Raw genomic sequence first — 18244 nt, 5'->3', positions numbered from 1 at the left:
TTGGATCATCAGCCTTTTTGTCTAGCTAAGTTTTTTCAAATGATGAAAATTGAGAAAACAGTGGAGATTACATGAATCTGCTACTTATCGGTGTGTTATTAGCCCTTGTGGCAATTGCATATCAAATCGGGCTGAGTAAAAGCCGTAGCCTAGCAGGTAAGGGAAATAACTCAGCAACACTACATTCACGCCCTGGCTATTATGGAATTTTGGTTGCTTTGTGGTGTGGTATTCCTGCTTTTTTAATTTTGATCATTTGGAACTTGGTCGAACCGAGTGTTCTACAACATATTATTTTCAATAATATACCAGCATCAGTAAGTGGTAGCTTAGATGAAGCAGGTCGTGATGTTTTAATTGATCGTGTACAGGCAATCGCCTCTGGTTTTGGGGTGACTGATCAAGCAGCAGCATATGAAATTACAGCAGCACAGCAACTTGCTAAATTCGAAACTGTAGGCTCTTTTGCAAAGTTAGCAGTTGTGATTAGTGCTGGTTTAGCTGGATTAGTCTGGGCAAAACGTCACGTTAGTCAGCAATTTCGAGCACGTAATGAAGTCGAAAAAGCCATCAATGTCGGTTTGATTTTATGTTCTGGTGTCGCGATTCTCACAACAATAGGTATCGTACTTTCGATGCTAAGTGAGGCGTTACATTTTTTCCATTTTGTAAGTCCAGTTGATTTCTTCTTTGGTACTGAGTGGAATCCAGGGTTTAGTACCACTGGGAATGCAGAGGGTAGTTACGGCATATTACCCTTACTATGGGGTACTTTAATGGTCAGTGGTATAGCATTATTAGTTGCTGTACCTGTTGGATTAATGATTGCGATTTATCTTGCTGAATATGCTTCACCAAACTTACGTTCTTGGGCTAAGCCAACAATTGAAGTTTTAGCAGGTATTCCAACGATTGTTTATGGTGTATTTGCCTTAATGATTATTGGTCCATTTTTTAAGATGCTTGGTGAAAGTGTGGGCATTGATATTAATGCAACAAGTGCCTTAACAGCTGGTTTCGTGATGGGGATCATGATCATTCCATTTGTTTCGTCTCTCTCCGATGACATTATTACTCAGGTTCCTCGTGCATTGCGAGATGGTTCTTTGGGCTTAGGTGCAACCAAATCAGAAACGATTCGTCAGGTTGTTTTACCGGCGGCTTTACCTGGTATTACAGGTGCATTTTTATTGGCAGTTTCTCGCGCAGTGGGTGAAACGATGATTGTGGTCCTTGCTGCAGGGAATAGTCCCTTATTACATGCAAATCCATTTGAAGCTGTTTCAACGGTCACCGTTACAATTGTTAAGCAGTTAACAGGTGATACAGACTTTGCCAGCCCACAAGCCTTAGTTGCATTTGCTCTTGGTCTAACCTTGTTTGTGATTACTTTGGGTTTAAACATTATTGCACTATACATTGTGCGCAAATATCGTGAGCAATACGAATGAGTTCAAATACATCTCGTCTGGATCAGAACGTATTTGATCCACAAGTAGCTGCTGAACAACGTGAACAGCGTAAAAGAAGAATTCAAAGTTCCTTGGCTAAGCGTCATCGTAAAGAAAAGGCATTCCGTTTTGGTGGTTTCTCCGCCGTTATTATTGGCTTAGCATTTGTTGCTTTATTATTTGGTAGTATTTTAATAAAAGGTTTGCCTTCTTTTTGGCAAAGCAGCCTAACGGTTCCTATTTATTTTGACCCAGCCATAATTAATGTAAGCGCAAAACCAAAACCGACTGCAGGTGAAACACCAGCACACTTTGAAGAGCGTTTTGTTGCTTGGCAAACTGAAGTAGGAATGGTGGATTGGGATGCGATTATTGTTAATGGTATCATTGCAAAAGATCCAGTTTTAGCAGCTCAACGTGACTATTTAAACAGTATTTATACGAGTTCAGAAGCGTATCGTTTACGTGATATGGTGCTTGAAAATCCTGCTTTGATTGGAACTAAAGATGAAATTAAATTCTTAGCTGATGCCAATATTGATGTTTGGTTAGCAGGTAACATTGATCGATCTTTACCTGATGAGCAACAGCAACTTGATCCTGAAGTTCGTCAGCTTGCAGATCAATTAAAAGCAAAGGGTATTATTGAAAATACATTTAATACTAATTTATTTTTTAGTCCAGACTCTCGTAGTTCACCAGCGACCAGTGGTTTAGCGGGTGCATTTATGGGCTCATTATTCATGATGTTGATTGTTATTGTAATTTCAATTCCGATTGGGGTTGCAAGTGCGATATACCTTGAAGAGTTTGCGCCTAAAAACTTGATGACCGATATTATTGAAGTCAATATTAATAATTTAGCTGCTGTACCTTCGATTGTATTTGGTTTATTAGGCGCCGCAATTTTTATTGGTTGGATGCATTTACCACTTTCTGCACCGTTAGTGGGTGGTTTAGTTTTAAGTCTGATGACTTTACCAACTGTGATTATTACAACACGTGCATCTTTAAAAGCAGTCCCACCTTCGATTCGTCAAGCAGCTTTAGGTTTAGGTGCATCGAAAGTACAAACTATTTTCCATCATGTATTGCCGTTAGCGTTACCTGGGATTATGACGGGTGCAATTATTGGTGTGGCACATGCATTAGGTGAGACGGCTCCGTTACTTCTTATTGGAATGAGTGCTTTCGTTGCAAGTGTTCCAGCAACACCCTTGGATCAGGCAACGGCATTACCTGTACAAGTTTATTTATGGCAGGGTAATGAATTACGTAACTTCTTTGAAGGGCGTACCGCAGCTGCAATTATTGTTTTACTTGCATTAATGATTGGTTTAAACAGCCTTGCGATTTGGCTTCGTAAGAAATTTGAAGTGCGTTGGTAGTTGAGGAGAGTACAATGAATACGATTGATATTATGAACGCCGTAGAAAAGGATAAGTCAGTGAATCCACAGCAAACAGAATTTACGTCATCTGAAGCGCAAGTTCCACAATCAAATACTGCATTTGTCTCTCAGTTTGAAACAGCTTCATCAAATAAAAAACCTAAAGTAAGTGAAGTTAAAATTAGTACTAAAGATGTTCATGTTTATTATGGCGAAACTGAAGCAATTAAAGGCATTGATATTGATATTTATCAAAATGAAGTGATTGCATTTATTGGGCCATCAGGCTGTGGTAAATCGACTTTTTTACGTACTCTAAACCGTATGAATGATACGATTGATAGCTGCCGTGTAACAGGTAAGGTAACGCTAGACAATCAAGATATTTATGATCCAAGTCTTGATGTTGTGCTGCTACGTGCGCAGGTCGGAATGGTATTTCAGAAACCCAACCCATTCCCAAAATCAATTTTTGATAACGTGGCTTATGGACCTAAACTTCATGGTTTAGCACGTGATAAATATGATTTAGAAGAAATTGTTGAAAACAGCTTACGTAAAGCGGGTTTATGGGATGAAGTAAAAGATCGTCTCAGCCAACCAGGTACTGGTTTATCAGGTGGTCAGCAACAACGTTTATGTATTGCACGTACTATTGCTGTCAGCCCAGAAGTGATCTTAATGGATGAGCCATGTTCAGCACTTGATCCAATTGCAACGGCAAAAATTGAAGAGTTGATTTCAGAACTTTCTGAACAATATACGATTGCAATTGTAACTCACTCGATGCAACAAGCTGCACGTGTATCTGATCGTACTGCATACTTCCACTTGGGTGATTTGATTGAAGTCAATTCAACTGAAAAAGTGTTTACACAGCCTGATCATCAGTTGACCGAAGCGTATATTACGGGTCGATTTGGTTGATTGTTGATCAATAAAAAAAAGAGCCTCAGGGCTCTTTTTTTATAAAATAAATGAAAGTGAATCTATTTTGCAAAATCACTATTGAATTTTTATTGAACTGACCACATCTTAGACGGATAAAGCCGAACTTATAGAGCACTTACTTTATGTTATTCCATTTACCTAAATTTCCTGCTGAGATTCGTATTAGTCATTTAAATGCGCGTGTGAATGAACAAAGAAAAAGAATCGCACAAACTACAGCTTCTCGTTTGGAATTACTACAACTTATTCAACAGCTTGCTAAAGAAGCTAAAGTTCGTAAGAAAAATGATCAAAAAATCTTTGTACTTGATTTCAAAGGTGATATTCAAGCATCTGCTGTTGATACTATTCGTGAAGAAATTACATTGATCTTGGCAACTGCGAAAGCAGGACATGATCGTGTCGTAGTTCGTTTAGAAAGCCCAGGTGGAATGGTTCATGGTTATGGCTTAGCTGCTGCACAATTGGTTCGTTTGCGTGATGCAGGCTTTAACGTGACTATTTGTGTTGATAAAGTAGCAGCAAGTGGTGGTTATATGATGGCATGTATTGCCAATCAAATTATTTCGGCTCCATTTGCAATCGTAGGTTCAATTGGTGTTGTTGCACAAGTACCTAATTTTAATCGGTTATTGAAACAGCATAATGTTGATTTTGAGCTATATACTGCTGGGCAGTACAAGCGTACTGTGACCATGTTTGGTGAAAATACGGCTGAGGGTAAAGCAAAATTTGAGGAAGAGTTGCAACAGACTCATGTACTATTTAAGCATTTTATTGAGAAATATCGTTCACAGCTTAATGTTGAAAAAGTTGCGACAGGTGAACATTGGTACGGTGAAGATGCTCTTGCACTGAATTTAGTGGATAAGTTACAGACTTCTGACGAATATTTATTGAGTTTGTTATCTCAGCATGATGTTTATGTAATTAATACACGTAAGCGACCAACTTTTGGAGAAAAACTAGGATTACAAGCCGCACAGATTGTGGAAAATTTAATCCCAACAGTTATAGGGAAAGTGACGGATAGTTTGGCTAAAGCAAATGGTAGCCTAGTGCAAATGCGTGATCCTAAATTCTAAAGTAACTCTAAAATAAAAAACCAATCCATTATGATTGGTTTTTTATTTTAGAGAAATATTTTAAAGTCTTATCATATAGAAATCTCAATATTTAACTGAAGAAATCAATTTGATAAAACTTAGTTGAGAAGCGATTGTTCTTATCTTCATCATTTGATATTTTAACCGCTAGATTAATTACCTAATTATTCATTAATCGACAAGCATTTAAAAATATAATTGATCAGTGAGCATAAAAATGACAAGAGTTGTCGTTTCTTCGAAGAAAAGCTTAAATATTTTACAAGATGCACAGATAAAAGAGGTGATATTAAATCAACCTTCAATTATACAAATCGGAGTAAACTTAGAAGATATTAAATCAATTATTAAACAAGGTCATGATCTTATCATTACACTTAAAAATGGTGAGAAAATTGTTATTAGTGATTTTTATAACGATAAAAATTTAAGCGAACACACTTTAGCAATCCCTAATGAAGATGGAACTTATGCGATTGCTCAATTCGATGATGCAGGGAAGTTTAGCCGTTACTCTTCAGTAACTCAACTATCTCAGTTTGTTTATACTGAATCGCCTACCCAGGTTATGACAACTGAGCAAGGGGGAGACGATTTAGGAATTAGCAAGGCACAATTATTGAAAGTAGGTTTAGTTGCCTTAGCAGCAGAAGGTGTGTATTTATGGGCAGTGAAAGACGATGACAAAGATGATCAACCTAATCAAAATCAGCCTATTGATATCATTCCTCCAGTTGCCCCAACTGCAACATTAGCTGAGGATATGCAAACCATCGCAGGTAAAACTGAAGCGAGTGCAAAAGTTGAAATTAAAGATACGACAGGAAAAGTAATTGCAACTACACAGGCCAATCAGGAAGGTAATTATACAATTAAGCTTGATCAACCTTTAGCAAATAACAATAAAGTAACCGTGACAGCAATAGATGGTGCTGGTAATCCATCGAAAGCCATTGTGGTGACTGGTACTAAAGATACAATTGCACCAGATGCTCCTAGTGCGCAATTAAATGCAGATGGGACGATTGTCTCAGGTAAGACAGAAGCAAATGCTAAAGTATCTATTTATGATGCAGATGGAAAATTATTAGGCTCTGTTAATGCAAATAGTGCAGGATTGTATTCCATTAAACTTTCATCACCCTTAACGAGTGATAAAGGCGGAACAGTCATTGCTGAAGATGCGGCTGTTAATAAATCAACCCCTTCAAAGGTCTTTGCTGGCAAAGATACTCTAGCGCCTGATCAACCATTAGTAGAAGTAAATAAAGAAGGAACTTCAATTCTTGGTCGAGCTGAAGCAAATGCAAAGGTTCAAATTAAAGATGCTGATGGAAAACTAATAGGCAGTGGTATCACTGATGCACAAGGAAAATTTCAAATTGTTATTTCACCAGCGTTAGCAACAGATAAAAAAGGTTTAGTTATTATTGAAGATGCTGCCGGTAATCAATCTAAACCACTTGAGATCACAACAGGAAAAGATACGATTGCACCTGATAAAGCTACAGCTCAATTGAATAGTGCTGGAGATTCAGTTTCAGGGACTGCTGAAATAGATGCAAAAATTCAAATAAAAGATGCAAATGGAAAATTAATAGGAACAGGCGTTGCCGATGCTCAAGGTAAATTTACAATTCCAATTTCTCCAGCACTTACAGAAAAAAATATTGGAAAAATTTATGTGATTGATGCATCGGGTAATCAATCTGATGCTACTGATATTTTAGGGACCAAAGATGTAACTGCACCTGCTAAGCCCTCCATTCCTAAACTAGATGATGATATTGGTGATGTTAAAGGACAGATTGCTTCAGGTGGTACTACAGATGATCTTAAACCAACGATTTCTGGAATAGTGAACTCTGCTGAGCCTAAGGCTCAGTTAACTATTTATGATAATGGACAAGCAATAGGGGTTGTAACAGTTGCCAATAATGGTAGTTGGAGTTTTAACCCAAATCATGATTTGGCATTAGGGCTTCATAAAATTACATTAACTCAAACTGATGCTGCAGGTAATACAAGCGAAGTGAGTGAGTCTTTTATTTTTACGATTGTTGCACCAACGACTACCGTAACATTGTTGAATAATGAAACTTCGGAGTTGTTGTCCGAGCAAATTTCTCTTGCTGATCATATTGAACTTAATTCTATTCAAATTAATCCTGCCGTTTTTGCAGAATCAACACAAGTTGAAAAAATTTCGATCAATGACCTATTGGTGCCCTCTGATCCGTCTGTGGTTCAGTTAAATGGGGTCCTAGATGAACTTGGACTCATCGAAACATCATCTTCACCTAATGTAAGTCTTGCTAGTTCAATAAGTTCTGATTTTCTGCAAATGGTGAAATTAGATCCTTTGGATCAATTGGAGTTAACTCAAGATCTTATAGCTTAAAATATCTAGATAAATGAAACAAAAACTCTTATTTTCGAATAAGAGTTTTGTCTTTATAGTATTGAATTACTCCAATAATTATTGCTCCAATTGTTGCAAGAAACATATCTTTATGGGCATCCCATATGTCACCTTGTTGCCCATTATAGTTTTCAGCATCTTTTGGGGATAAGCCCATTGCAATCCACCATTCAATCAATTCATAAAACAAGCTTGTTGCCATGACAAACTGAATTACCAACAAGAATAGAGAGAATGGTTTTACGTTAGGCAACCATACTTGGAAGCAGCGATAAAAAAATGGATAAAGTAATAATCCATAAGCAAAATGTACGAAACGATCATACATGTTTCGTGACCAACCCATACTTTGATTTAAGTCAACATGGAACAGTGTATTGACCCAATCGTTATAAGGAACATAAGAATATAGGTAATGTGCACCAATAATATGAATGAAAAGAAAGGCGAGATAGAGACAGAAACTATAAAATGTAATGCCAATTTTTTTAACTGCGACCAATAGTGCAATAAGCATCAGAACAGTACCCGTCTGATGCAGTAAATAGGATTCAAACTCTAGAGGGTTAATGCTTGCTAAAATTACGCTGAGCAAAATGATTGCTAATGCCATGTAGTGTTTGAAATAAAGTTGTTTTTCTATCATGCCATACCCAAAAATAAAATCAGGTAAATTAGATTTACCTTACTTGGTTACGTTTATGTCAATTGGTTCTTTGAATGTAGATATACCACCAAGTGCCTGACATGCTTGTTTATATAATTGATATTTTTGTTGTACAACTTCATCTAGAGGAATGTCAAAAAGATCTTCTCCATTTTCATATTGCTCTATATAAGTTGAAGCTTTTTCTTTATTTACTGCAAGTGTCTGTTGGTAAAAATTGGACATAGAAGATGGTGCAAGCTGGTTTGATTCAACATTTTTACATTGAAAAGCTTGTAAAATTTTCTCTGCACGTTTGATTTCACTAGATTTTCCGAAAAAACAGCCAGTTAGGCCTATAGCAATGGTGAACAACAAAAAAAGCTTCATGATAAATGAGGTAAAATTTTAATTACTGCATTATTCTATATTAGATTAATTTTATAAATTAATTATTAATGTCTAACACAATAAAAATTAAGAAAATTTTAATATCATATGTTTTTGGTTGAAAAATACACAAATTGGGGTGAGGAATGAAAATAAGAAAAGCAAAAAAGGAGGATGTATACGCATGTGTACCACTCATCTATAGTGCAGCTATGCCTTTGTTTGATTATATTTATCAACAATGTCCGATCACAGCAGAGAACTTTATTCATAAAGAGTTTTTATCTGAGAGGGGTTATACCAGTTATAAATTACATTGGGTCGTTGAACATGAGGGACAGGTTGTTGCGGTAGTTGCATGTTATGCGAAAGAAGATTTACCCAATATGGATGGTGGAACAATTAGAAATATTCTATCAGTCTATAAATTAAAGTTTTCTCGTGTTTTGATTCGGGCCTTTTATTCTGGTTCAGTTGTTACTAAGCCCAGTATCACTAGTTTGCACGTAGCAAATTTTGGAGTATCTCCAAACTATCGCAGTCAAGGGATTGGCAGGCTATTACTTAATTACTTGAAAACTCTAGCGGAACAGCAAGGTTATTCTTCATTATCGTTAGATGTATCTTATGCAAATCCAAGAGGGCAAAAGCTATATGAGAAGATAGGTTTTGTTGTGGTTCAAGATTCTAAATTTAAAGGGATTGAAGGAGAGTTAATTCCAAATGGGCACAGAATGGAGTGGAAATTTTAAATTTTTATGATATCAGTCAATTGCTATAATTGTTTTTGTTAGCTTCCTGTGAAAGATATTTTTTAATAAATTTTTAAAATAAGAACAATATATTGATCAAAAATGATTTTGGGCGTTATGCTAAATAAGTGAGTGATCAATAAAATTTTATGCAAATGATGCAATATTTTCTGTTTTGTGTACTTTTAGGTATTTCATTCGTGGTTAATGCAGAAAGCTACAATTTTTTTGCGGTAATGGACGAAGATACTGAAGAAATGTTTGATGAAGCATACCCGCAAATAAAAACGGATTATTCAGTTTTGCATAATCTATTTTTTCAAGATGAGCAGTGGCGAGTTTACAATTATACTGCTTATCAAACGCATCAGTTTAGCCATAAGATGTTAACGGGAGATACAAGCAATCTTTCTTTAGATGATTTTTCGATTTCACTTGGATATGGCATCGTGTATCAATTGAATCAGAATAATCGAATTGGTTATGAATATCTCTCAAGTTTTCCGTTTGATCGTGGACAGTTAATCCGTTTATTCTGGTTACGCATTTTTTAATGCTTTTTTTGATACAAACCAGCTCTGACAATCCCTGCTTTGGTTTCTTTGAGCTTTTGCCATGTCGATGGAAGTTGTAAGTGAGTCAGTTCTCGATCAGCTTCTACATAGATAAATGCATTTTCAACAATAAATGGATCCGCTAATGTAGCAAGCTCTTGCCATAAGTCTAAGTCATAGGGTGGGTCTAAAAAGACCATGTCAAAAGAAGTATTTAGTTTCTTTAATGCTTGCTGTGCAGTGAGCGTGAATAGCTGACAATTTTCGGCTTTTAGGAGTTGGATATTTTCTTTTAAAAAACGTGCTTGAATTGGGTTTGGTTCGATCATCACAACCTTGGCAGCACCACGTGATAACGCTTCAAAAGCTAATGCGCCAGAACCACTACACAGGTCTAAAACCTGTGTATTTTGAATATCCCACATGAGCCAATTAAATAATGTTTCTCTTACGCGGTCTGGGGTTGGGCGTAAACCATCAATACTGGCAAATGGAAGTGTTCTGCGCTTCCATTCACCACCGATAATACGTAATTGATTTTTCATTATTCAGAAACTCCATCAGTTGCATGAGAAGCAGCAGGGGTTGTGGTCTGATTAGAGGTCACTGGAGCAGATGCTGGAGAACCACCACTACTTGGTAATTCACCTGGTTTAATACCAGCAGTCATTAAGCCACCACTCACTTGATGATTGGCTGGGCGAAGAGGATTATTTTTACGAGTTACTAACCAATAATCAAAAATTGGGCGAGCAAGTTGGGCAGCTGAACCACCATGCTTACCATTTTCCCAGACCACTGCGATCGCAATTTCTGGTTTATCTGCTGGAGCAAAACCAACAAACAAGCCATGATCCCACTGTCGAGATGAAAGTGAAGCCTCATTATAACGTTTGCCTTGAGCAATACTTTTGACTTGAGCTGTACCTGTTTTACCCGCAATAGAATATTGTAAACCACCTTTAATTCCGCGACCTGTTCCTGTTTGGATCACATCAATCATAGCGGCATGCATATTGAGCCAATCTTGTTCAGTTCCATTAAATTGGATTTTTCCATCTGGTGCATTATGAATAGAATATTTTTTTGCACCTTTGTTATCTCGCAATACATGCGGGGTAACATGTGAGCCTTTATTTGCTGTAATGGCTGTTGCCATAGCAAGTTGTAGGGGCGTTGCTGTGAATGCACCTTGACCGATACTGACAGAAATTGTTTCGCCCTTTAACCATTTCGATTTTCGGGTACGCATTTTCCATTCTGGACTTGGATATAAGCCCGTACTTTCACTTGGTAAATCAACTCCAGTTTTTTCACCAAAGCCAAATTGGCGCATCCAATCATTCATTTTTTCAATACCCATGCGATAAGACAGGATATAAAAATAAGTATCACACGAAACAACTTGAGCTTTGTGTAAGTTAACAGCACCATGACCAGTTTTTTTATGGTCACGGAAACGATGACTGTCTCCTGGCAGTGAAAAGTAACCAGGATCTGAAATAGCAGTTCCCCAATCGACTAAACCATAGTGAATTCCGCCGAGACCGAACATTGGTTTAATGGTCGAGCCGGGAGGGTAAGCCCCCTGAACAGCACGGTTATATAAAGGTTGATCCAAATCATCTCTTAAACCGCTATAATCTTTCGAACTAATTCCGGTAACGAATAGGTTAGGGTTAAAACTTGGACTGGAAACTAAAGCTAAGATTTCTCCAGTCCGTGGATCCATTGCTACAATTGCACCGCGACGGTCTGCTAACTGTTGTGCTGCAATCGTTTGTAACCCATAATCAATTGATAAAAATAAATCATTTCCTCGAATAGGTGCTTGTCGGCCCAAATTTCGAAGCACATTGCCATGAGCATCTGCTTCAACAGATTCATAACCCGGTGTGCCATGTAATAAATCTTCGTAGCTCTTTTCTGCACCAATTTTACCAATTAGGTTAGTACCTGCGTATAAATCTTTATCAATTGATTTAAGTTCTTTATCGTTGATTCGTCCTACATAACCAATTACATGAGCAAATAGTTCACCATGTGGGTAGTAGCGAGTCATTTGCGTTTCAATTTTAACGCCAGGAAAAGCATATTTAACTTCACTAAACTTCGCAATTTCTGCTTCAGTCAAGTTTAATTTAATTGCAAGACGCTCAGTTTTTCGAGCGGTTTTTACCCGACTTTTAAATCGATCTACATCCTCTTGAGTTAAGCTTAAGACTGGAACTAAACGTGCAATTGTTCCATCAATATCACTTACGTCGGTACGGCTTAGGGTTGCTGTGAAGACAGGATAGTTGTCTGCTAAGAGTATGCCATTACGATCATAGATATAGCCACGAGCAGGAGGAAGCGGTTGTAGTCGAATTCGGTTTTTATCAGATGCAGTCGTAAAATCATCATAATGCACAATTTGTAAATAGGCATAGCGACAAATCAATAAAAGTAGAAAAGTTATGACGATAAAAATAGCAAAAAAGATTCGACCCTTATAAATGCGCTTTTCTTGTTGCATGTTTTTTAAAGGAAAGTGCTGTTTCATAGGGGGTCGACTTAAATTACAAGAGAGAGAAAATGCAGAAGCAACTTATTTTAGCGTAAGTTGCATATTCATACTGTAGAATTTTCAACAGATCATATCAATGATGATGCGACAGTTTTTGACTTTGCAGACATTAAAATTGTAGGGACTTGTATATTAGAAGCAAAATAATTCTGTTAAAGTCTCAAACTGTTTGAAATAGGATTGTCCAATATACACTCTTAGGGAAAATGGAGAAAATAATGAAAAAACTTTATCTTTTAATAGCGGTATTAGCATCGAATGGATTTGTTCATGCTGAAGAAAATCCATATATGCCTGAAGCAAAATTAAAAGGGGCAAAAGATGTAGCGGCATGGAACATCGGTGCTGGTTTTACTAAAAAATTACTACACGGTAATCTTGAATGGGTTAATCCGTATGGGATTGCCTATGCAAAAGTAGGTGCATTTTTAAATGATGACAATGAGCTAGGGGGGCAAGTTGGATTTCGTTATCCATATTATCTCACTGGCACAGATAAAAATGGTTACTATCTAGGCGTATATGCAGGTCATTTAGATAGTAAAAATTATGGTGGAAAACAAAAAGGCAATTTGGGTGTCGGTGCTGATCTAGCTTTTGTTTGGCTAAATAGTGAACGCATTAGTACATTCAGTGTTGGCGCAGGGGTACGTGATAAAATAGAAGATGCAAGCGGGAATACTGTCAAAAAAGTAGAACCTGTTTTTCAGATTTCTTACACGTTAAGTTTTGGTTTATAAACGAGGCATCAAGTTTCATCTTTTATAAGCCATAATGTATCAATAATTCTGAGAGTCATGCATGTTTGATTACGTCAATGAATTGTGGCAAATTTTCTTAAATCGACCTGACCATCTGGCAGTCCTAAGTATTATTCCAGTGACTGCCCTAGTAACATGGGCTCACGTATGGATGGCATTAAAAATGGTGTTTTACCCAATTAACTTTTGGGGATTCCATTTAGGACCATTACCCGTTGGTTGGCAAGGGATTGTGCCACGTAAAGCAGGACGTATTTCTGGCATTATTACAGATAATACATTATCAAAATTAGGTTCATTGCGTGAATTCTTACAGGCGATGGATCCTGAAGATATGGCAATGATCATTGGTGAACAAGTTGGATTTGAACTTGAACATCTGATTGATGAAGTCATGGTCGATCGAAATGCGGTGTTGTGGGAAAATTTACCCTACTCGATTAAGCGTCGTATTTATGCCCAAGCGCATAAACAACTGCCAAATACATTAAGGGAACTTGTGACTGAGCTGACCATGAACGTAGAGTCACTTGTTGACATGCGTGAAATGGTGGTGAGCCAAATGGAAAATGATCGCCGTTTGATGGTGCGCATGTTCCAGAAAGTCGGTCAAAAAGAAATTAATTTTATTTGGCATATCAGTGCATTAATTGGAATGTTCTTTGGTATTTTCCAAATGATCGTTTGGTTCGTTGTACCGTGGCATTGGACAGTTCCTTTTTGGGCTGCGATCTGGGGCTTTTTGACCAACTGGATCGCAATTTGGATGGTATTTAATCCGATTGAACCGCATTATATTCGTTATCCGCAGATTTTTCGTTTGACCAAAGATCGTAAGTTTCCTTGGATTGTTCCTGTACTAAAGCTTGGTACATATAACGTTCAAGGTGCATTCATGAAACGCCAAGAGGAAGTTTCGGATGTCTTTGCGAGCGTGGTAACGGAAGATTTGATTACTCTAAAATCCATCATGACTGAAATGATGTATGGCAGTAAAAAAGACAAAACTCGTCGTATTGTCAAGCGCCATATTAATGAAATCATGGAAACTCCATTGGTTAGAACATCATTGCAGCTTTCATTAGGTCCAAGAGAATATGCTAGACTCAAGACTGACTTGATTGATCGCTCAATTGAAATTACTATGGGTCCAGTGTGTGATCCAGCTCTGAATGCAAGTCGTGCGCAGAAGATCTTTCAAATGTTTAGAGACCGCATCCGTGAACTGACACCGAAAGAGTTTCAGAATCTATTGCGACCTGCATTCCAAGAAGATGAGTGGATTTTAATTGTATTGGGTGGTGTAACTGGTTTTTTTGCAGGTTTAATCCACTTATTTGTTGCTTTCTTATAATTAATTTGATGTTGGTTGAGCAATAAGTCTGTATTATATTGCTCAATTTAAGATTTATTGTTTTTAAATGAGGATGTTCTTTTATGCGCATTATTTTACTCGGACCACCTGGGGCAGGTAAAGGTACTCAAGCTCAGTTGATCTGTAAGCGCTACAATATCCCACAAATTTCAACCGGTGATATGCTCCGTGCTGCAATTCGTGAAGGAACTGAACTAGGTCTTAAAGCGAAAAGTGTTATGGAGTCTGGTGGTTTAGTATCAGACGAACTCATTATTGGTTTGGTTAAAGAGCGTATTGCTCAACCAGACTGTGTAAACGGTTGTATTTTTGACGGTTTTCCACGTACGATTCCACAAGCTGAAGCTTTGGAAACAGCGGGTATTTCAATTGATCACGTCATTGAAATCGAAGTTCCGGATGAAGAGATCGTGCAACGTCTTTCAGGTCGTCGTCAGCACCCAGCTTCTGGTCGTGTTTACCACCTTGTTTATAATCCACCTAAAGTGGAAGGCAAGGATGATGAAACAGGTGAAGATTTGGTACAACGTCCAGATGACCAAGAAGAAACGATTCGTAAACGTTTAGATTCATATCATAGCGAGACTGAGCAATTAGTCGGTTTCTATCAAGGTCGTGCAGCGTTAGGCGAAAATGCACCAACTTATGATAAATTGAATGGTCTACGTGCAATCGATGAAGTTCAAAAAGAATTATTTGCAATTTTAGATAAATAATTTAGATTCTTGATAAAACTGCCTTATGTGAACATAAGGCAGTTTTTTTATGCCAATAATTTCCTACGACATAAGATGTCGTCCTATCTAATTAGATGATATAAAAGTTGACTGAAAAACATTATAGTTCATTCAAGCGTAAAATTTAAAAATACTGAAACTTAGAATTATTTTAAAGGGTTAACTATGTTGCTGACGATTCAATCTGATCAAGTCGAGCAGATTATTCCAGATGCAAGTTCGGCAAAATCAGCCAAGCAGCTCGCAAAATTTGAAGCATGGAACAATATCTCAGGTTCGACTGATCAGTGGATTTGGGGAGAGATTCAGGGCAGTGCGATTTATCAAAGTGCAATTTTTTTACCTGAGCTTAAATGTGAATGTAGCTGTCCAAGTTTTAAACGACCTTGTAAACATGCCTTAGCATTATTGTTTGTCTATACTGAGTATCAAGATAAATTTATTGTGCAATCAGATGAACAGAGCATACCTGATCGAGTACAAAAATGGCGGGATAAAAAAACCAAAATACTTGAGAAAAAAGAAAACAAGATTGATAAGCCGATTGATGAAGAAGCACGTGCAAAACGCCAATTAGCACGTGAGAAAAAAATGGATTCAGGTATTGAGGCATTACAAACATGGTTGAATGATGTTGTCACGATGGGACTTGGGAGATTGCGTCAGCAACAACATGAAAAGTTCCGCGATATTCAGAGCCGTTTGGTCGATGCTCAAGTTGCAGGTTTAGTCAGTTATTTAGATGAGTTCTCGAGTGCGCTGTATCAAAGCAATTGGCAAATGCAGAGTTCATTTTGGTTAGCTAAATTACAAATAGCCGTTCATTTATGGCAAAACCGTCAGCAGCTTCAGCCAGAACTCTGTGAAGAAGTAAAACAGCTTTTTGGTGTGAATTTACCCACGGATGCGTGGGATCAAATTGCAGTACAGTCTTTAAATGTGTATGCACTGGGACAAGTAACACAGGAATTGGTCAATACTCGTGGACGTTATCGCCGTCAATGGCTATGGGATAGTCAAAATTTACGTGACTATTTGCTATTAGATTTTGAAATTCCGCCTTATTCAAACTTTGGCTTAACGTTGCCTTTCCAAAAACAACTGGCTTTAAATGCCAAACTTTATCCAGTGGTAAGCCAACAACGTCTTCGTTTGGAAGATAATTTAATGTCATTCAATGATTTGAGCCTAACGCTGGTTGCGCCAAAAGGCTTTAAAAAGTTTGATCAAGCATTTACTCAATATGCGAATGGCTTGAAACAATATCCTTTGCAGTTAGTACGCTTTTTCTGGCTAGAGCAATTGCATTTAGTCAAACATGACAAAGTAATTTATTTGGTCGATCAGGATCAAAAGATGTGTGAAATTGAAATTAAACAATTTGTTGAGCTATGGTTTTTAGTGGGGGCTGAGCCATTTAGTGCAGGCGTTGAATGGAATGGATTGCAACTAAAACTGGTGAGTATTTGGCAAGGAGGGCACTTTGAATGTCTTTAAGCACATCATACAGTGAGTTTAACCAGCAATTACTACTCAAACTGACGCTAGGACAGCAATTTAAACAGACTGTAAAAGTTCCTAATGAATTGCAAGTTTATGCGCCTCAACAGATTGATTCAGCCCAAGACTTATTGGTTTTGAATCAATATTGGGTGCTCATGCAACAAGCAGGTTATCAAGCACAAGCACAAGGTGTACCTGAAACGATCCAAAAAAACATGACTAATACCGCTCAGGTATACAATGAAAAGCCATTGGATTATGAGCTTGTTCAAATTTTGAAATGGGTTGTTGCACAAGAGTCACCATTTTTGTATCAGGATTGGGTCAATCAAATTTTCAAACTTGCTCAACTGCAGCAGCAAGTGATTCCTCGTTATTTGGTGTTAAAAGTTTTACCACTGTGTCGGAACCCCGTGTTGTTGGCATCAGTCTTACCTGAGTTTGCATTTCAGGGCGATGTGACAACGCGTTTGGATGATGCAAAAAGGGTATGGAAATATGTGAAGCAACAAGACGCAGCACCATTGATCCGCCAATTACTGAAATTAAAAAGTAGCGAATGGTCATTCTTGATGAGCCAATTATGCGGTCAATTGCCGAACTTTATTCATCAATATATAGCAGAGTTTTGGTCACAATCGATTCAGAGAAATCATTTGCAAAGTCATGCTGAAAGTCTTGTGACATATAATATGCCAGTGACTCAATTTGAAGCTTTATACCAGCATGTAAAAACATTAGAACCACAGAATGCAGCGACAGTAAGTAGTAATGCTGCATTAGCTTTCTATTTATATTATCAAGATAATGCGCTTTATAATGAAGTTATGGCGTTAGTGCGTGCATGTTTGAGCTACGATGCTCAAGCTAAAAAAGTTAAGTTCGACATTAACTTAGATCAAGATGATGCACTCAATGATTATGGCTTTTTTGATCGAGAAGCTAATTTGGTTGAAAGTCGTAAAAGTTTAAAAACAGCTTACCAAAGTGCTCAAGTCGAGCAAGCTTATCAGGCATTTTGTGCAAGTTCGCAGGGCGTGCTTTATCTCAAAAGAATTTTAATCCAATTGCCACTTGCGTATTGGTTAGAATTATTTGGTGCTTGGGAACATTTATTCTTATTGCATTCACAGCAAAAAGATTCACTTTGGAATGCGTTTATTGTGTGTTGTTATCGAGAGCAACGACATGATTTAGCTTTATGGTTTTACCAACATCAAGTCAAATGGTGTGAAGCTGTAACGGCATCAAGTGGGAACATGTTTGAACGTGAGTTAGTCTTTACTTTACTAGACCAAGAACCAGCAACTGGATTGTTATTAAAGCAACTTGAGTCCCATTACCAAAATCAAGATTTAGAACATTTCTGGTTGTTGTTTCAGCGTGCTAAGGCGCTGCATGATGTTCAAAATATCTCAGAAATGGCAGTCGTTTTATTACAACATGCATATGCGAACTTAGATTTGCAGCAGGATCAGAAGAAATTTGCATTATTAAAAGAGCGGGCGCAATGGCTGATTTTGCAAGCCTATCCAATCGACATCAGTAGTTTACAAGCTCTTTTTTCTATTTCTGAATGGAAACAGCTCATTCAATTTAATCAGTACAAACAAAAACTTATTGCTTAATGATCAAGA

16 protein-coding genes are annotated in these 18244 nt (G+C 37.5%); 12 read left to right on the top strand and 4 right to left on the bottom strand.

The genetic code is table 11. The features are described 5' to 3' along the window. The first annotated feature begins 71 nt into the window (after positions 1 to 71). The 5 genes from pstC to blp2 all read left to right on the top strand — a co-directional run bounded on the left by pstC (position 72) and on the right by blp2 (position 7299). Positions 72 to 1451: a phosphate ABC transporter permease subunit PstC gene (pstC, locus tag C502_RS0100170; RefSeq protein ID WP_018676835.1), complete on the top strand. Its 1380-nt coding sequence runs from the start codon at positions 72 to 74 to the stop codon at positions 1449 to 1451. Continuing rightward, positions 1448 to 2839, top strand: a complete 1392-nt coding sequence (gene pstA, locus C502_RS0100165) for a phosphate ABC transporter permease PstA (RefSeq protein ID WP_018676834.1) — start codon at positions 1448 to 1450, stop codon at positions 2837 to 2839. The genes pstC and pstA overlap by 4 nt, the downstream gene beginning before the upstream one ends. A gap of 14 nt (positions 2840 to 2853) precedes the next feature. After that, complete coding sequence (gene pstB / locus C502_RS0100160) at positions 2854 to 3768, top strand: phosphate ABC transporter ATP-binding protein PstB (protein WP_018676833.1); 915 nt, start codon at positions 2854 to 2856, stop codon at positions 3766 to 3768. Between the two features lie 146 nt (positions 3769 to 3914). Beyond that, positions 3915 to 4877, top strand: a complete 963-nt coding sequence (gene sohB, locus C502_RS0100155) for a protease SohB (protein ID WP_018676832.1) — start codon at positions 3915 to 3917, stop codon at positions 4875 to 4877. A 238-nt stretch (positions 4878 to 5115) separates the two neighbouring features. Further along, positions 5116 to 7299 carry an Ig-like repeat protein Blp2 gene (blp2, locus tag C502_RS0100150; protein ID WP_018676831.1) on the top strand — a complete coding sequence of 728 codons (2184 nt, stop codon included), beginning with the start codon at positions 5116 to 5118 and terminating at the stop codon, positions 7297 to 7299. A gap of 28 nt (positions 7300 to 7327) precedes the next feature. On the opposite strand, the gene C502_RS0100145 is transcribed toward blp2, so the two are convergent. Further along, on the bottom strand, positions 7328 to 7966 hold the full coding sequence (locus tag C502_RS0100145) for a DUF2238 domain-containing protein (RefSeq protein WP_018676830.1): 639 nt from the start codon (positions 7964 to 7966) through the stop codon (positions 7328 to 7330). A gap of 39 nt (positions 7967 to 8005) precedes the next feature. Beyond that, positions 8006 to 8356: a hypothetical protein gene (locus C502_RS0100140; RefSeq protein ID WP_018676829.1), complete on the bottom strand. Its 351-nt coding sequence runs from the start codon at positions 8354 to 8356 to the stop codon at positions 8006 to 8008. 146 nt (positions 8357 to 8502) lie between these two features. Here C502_RS0100140 and C502_RS0100135 point away from each other — a divergent pair, with 146 nt between their 5' ends. Both C502_RS0100135 and C502_RS0100130 read left to right on the top strand, forming a co-directional pair. Next, positions 8503 to 9108, top strand: a complete 606-nt coding sequence (locus C502_RS0100135) for a GNAT family N-acetyltransferase (RefSeq protein WP_018676828.1) — start codon at positions 8503 to 8505, stop codon at positions 9106 to 9108. Positions 9109 to 9257: 149 nt separating this feature from the next. Then, complete coding sequence (locus tag C502_RS0100130) at positions 9258 to 9662, top strand: hypothetical protein (RefSeq protein ID WP_018676827.1); 405 nt, start codon at positions 9258 to 9260, stop codon at positions 9660 to 9662. Here C502_RS0100130 and rsmD read toward each other — a convergent pair. Both rsmD and mrdA read right to left on the bottom strand, forming a co-directional pair. After that, positions 9659 to 10207, bottom strand: a complete 549-nt coding sequence (gene rsmD, locus C502_RS0100125) for a 16S rRNA (guanine(966)-N(2))-methyltransferase RsmD (protein WP_018676826.1) — start codon at positions 10205 to 10207, stop codon at positions 9659 to 9661. The genes C502_RS0100130 and rsmD overlap by 4 nt on opposite strands. Next, complete coding sequence (gene mrdA, locus C502_RS0100120) at positions 10207 to 12207, bottom strand: penicillin-binding protein 2 (RefSeq protein ID WP_023274707.1); 2001 nt, start codon at positions 12205 to 12207, stop codon at positions 10207 to 10209. Before mrdA ends, rsmD begins: the two co-directional genes overlap by 1 nt. A gap of 242 nt (positions 12208 to 12449) precedes the next feature. Here mrdA and C502_RS0100115 point away from each other — a divergent pair, with 242 nt between their 5' ends. The 5 genes from C502_RS0100115 (at position 12450) to C502_RS0100095 (ending at position 18235) form a co-directional block, all read left to right on the top strand. Next, positions 12450 to 12971, top strand: coding sequence for a hypothetical protein (locus tag C502_RS0100115; RefSeq protein ID WP_018676824.1), 522 nt, complete (start codon positions 12450 to 12452; stop codon positions 12969 to 12971). Between the two features lie 61 nt (positions 12972 to 13032). Continuing rightward, positions 13033 to 14346 carry a membrane protein gene (locus C502_RS0100110; RefSeq protein ID WP_018676823.1) on the top strand — a complete coding sequence of 438 codons (1314 nt, stop codon included), beginning with the start codon at positions 13033 to 13035 and terminating at the stop codon, positions 14344 to 14346. Between the two features lie 83 nt (positions 14347 to 14429). Further along, a complete protein-coding gene (gene adk, locus C502_RS0100105; protein ID WP_018676822.1) occupies positions 14430 to 15083 on the top strand; it encodes an adenylate kinase in 654 nt (217 codons plus the stop codon). Between the two features lie 186 nt (positions 15084 to 15269). After that, positions 15270 to 16601, top strand: a complete 1332-nt coding sequence (locus C502_RS0100100; protein WP_018676821.1) for an SWIM zinc finger family protein — start codon at positions 15270 to 15272, stop codon at positions 16599 to 16601. Next, positions 16592 to 18235 (top strand): hypothetical protein, encoded by a 1644-nt coding sequence (locus tag C502_RS0100095; protein WP_018676820.1) that lies wholly within the window; start codon positions 16592 to 16594, stop codon positions 18233 to 18235. Before C502_RS0100100 ends, C502_RS0100095 begins: the two co-directional genes overlap by 10 nt. The last annotated feature ends 9 nt before the right edge of the window (positions 18236 to 18244 follow it).

Source organism: Acinetobacter tjernbergiae DSM 14971 = CIP 107465 (genome assembly GCF_000374425.1).
In the GTDB taxonomy this organism is placed as follows: domain Bacteria; phylum Pseudomonadota; class Gammaproteobacteria; order Pseudomonadales; family Moraxellaceae; genus Acinetobacter; species Acinetobacter tjernbergiae.
The sequence above is the reverse complement of the archived record's forward strand: the minus strand, read 5'-3'. Positions and strand labels throughout refer to the sequence as shown.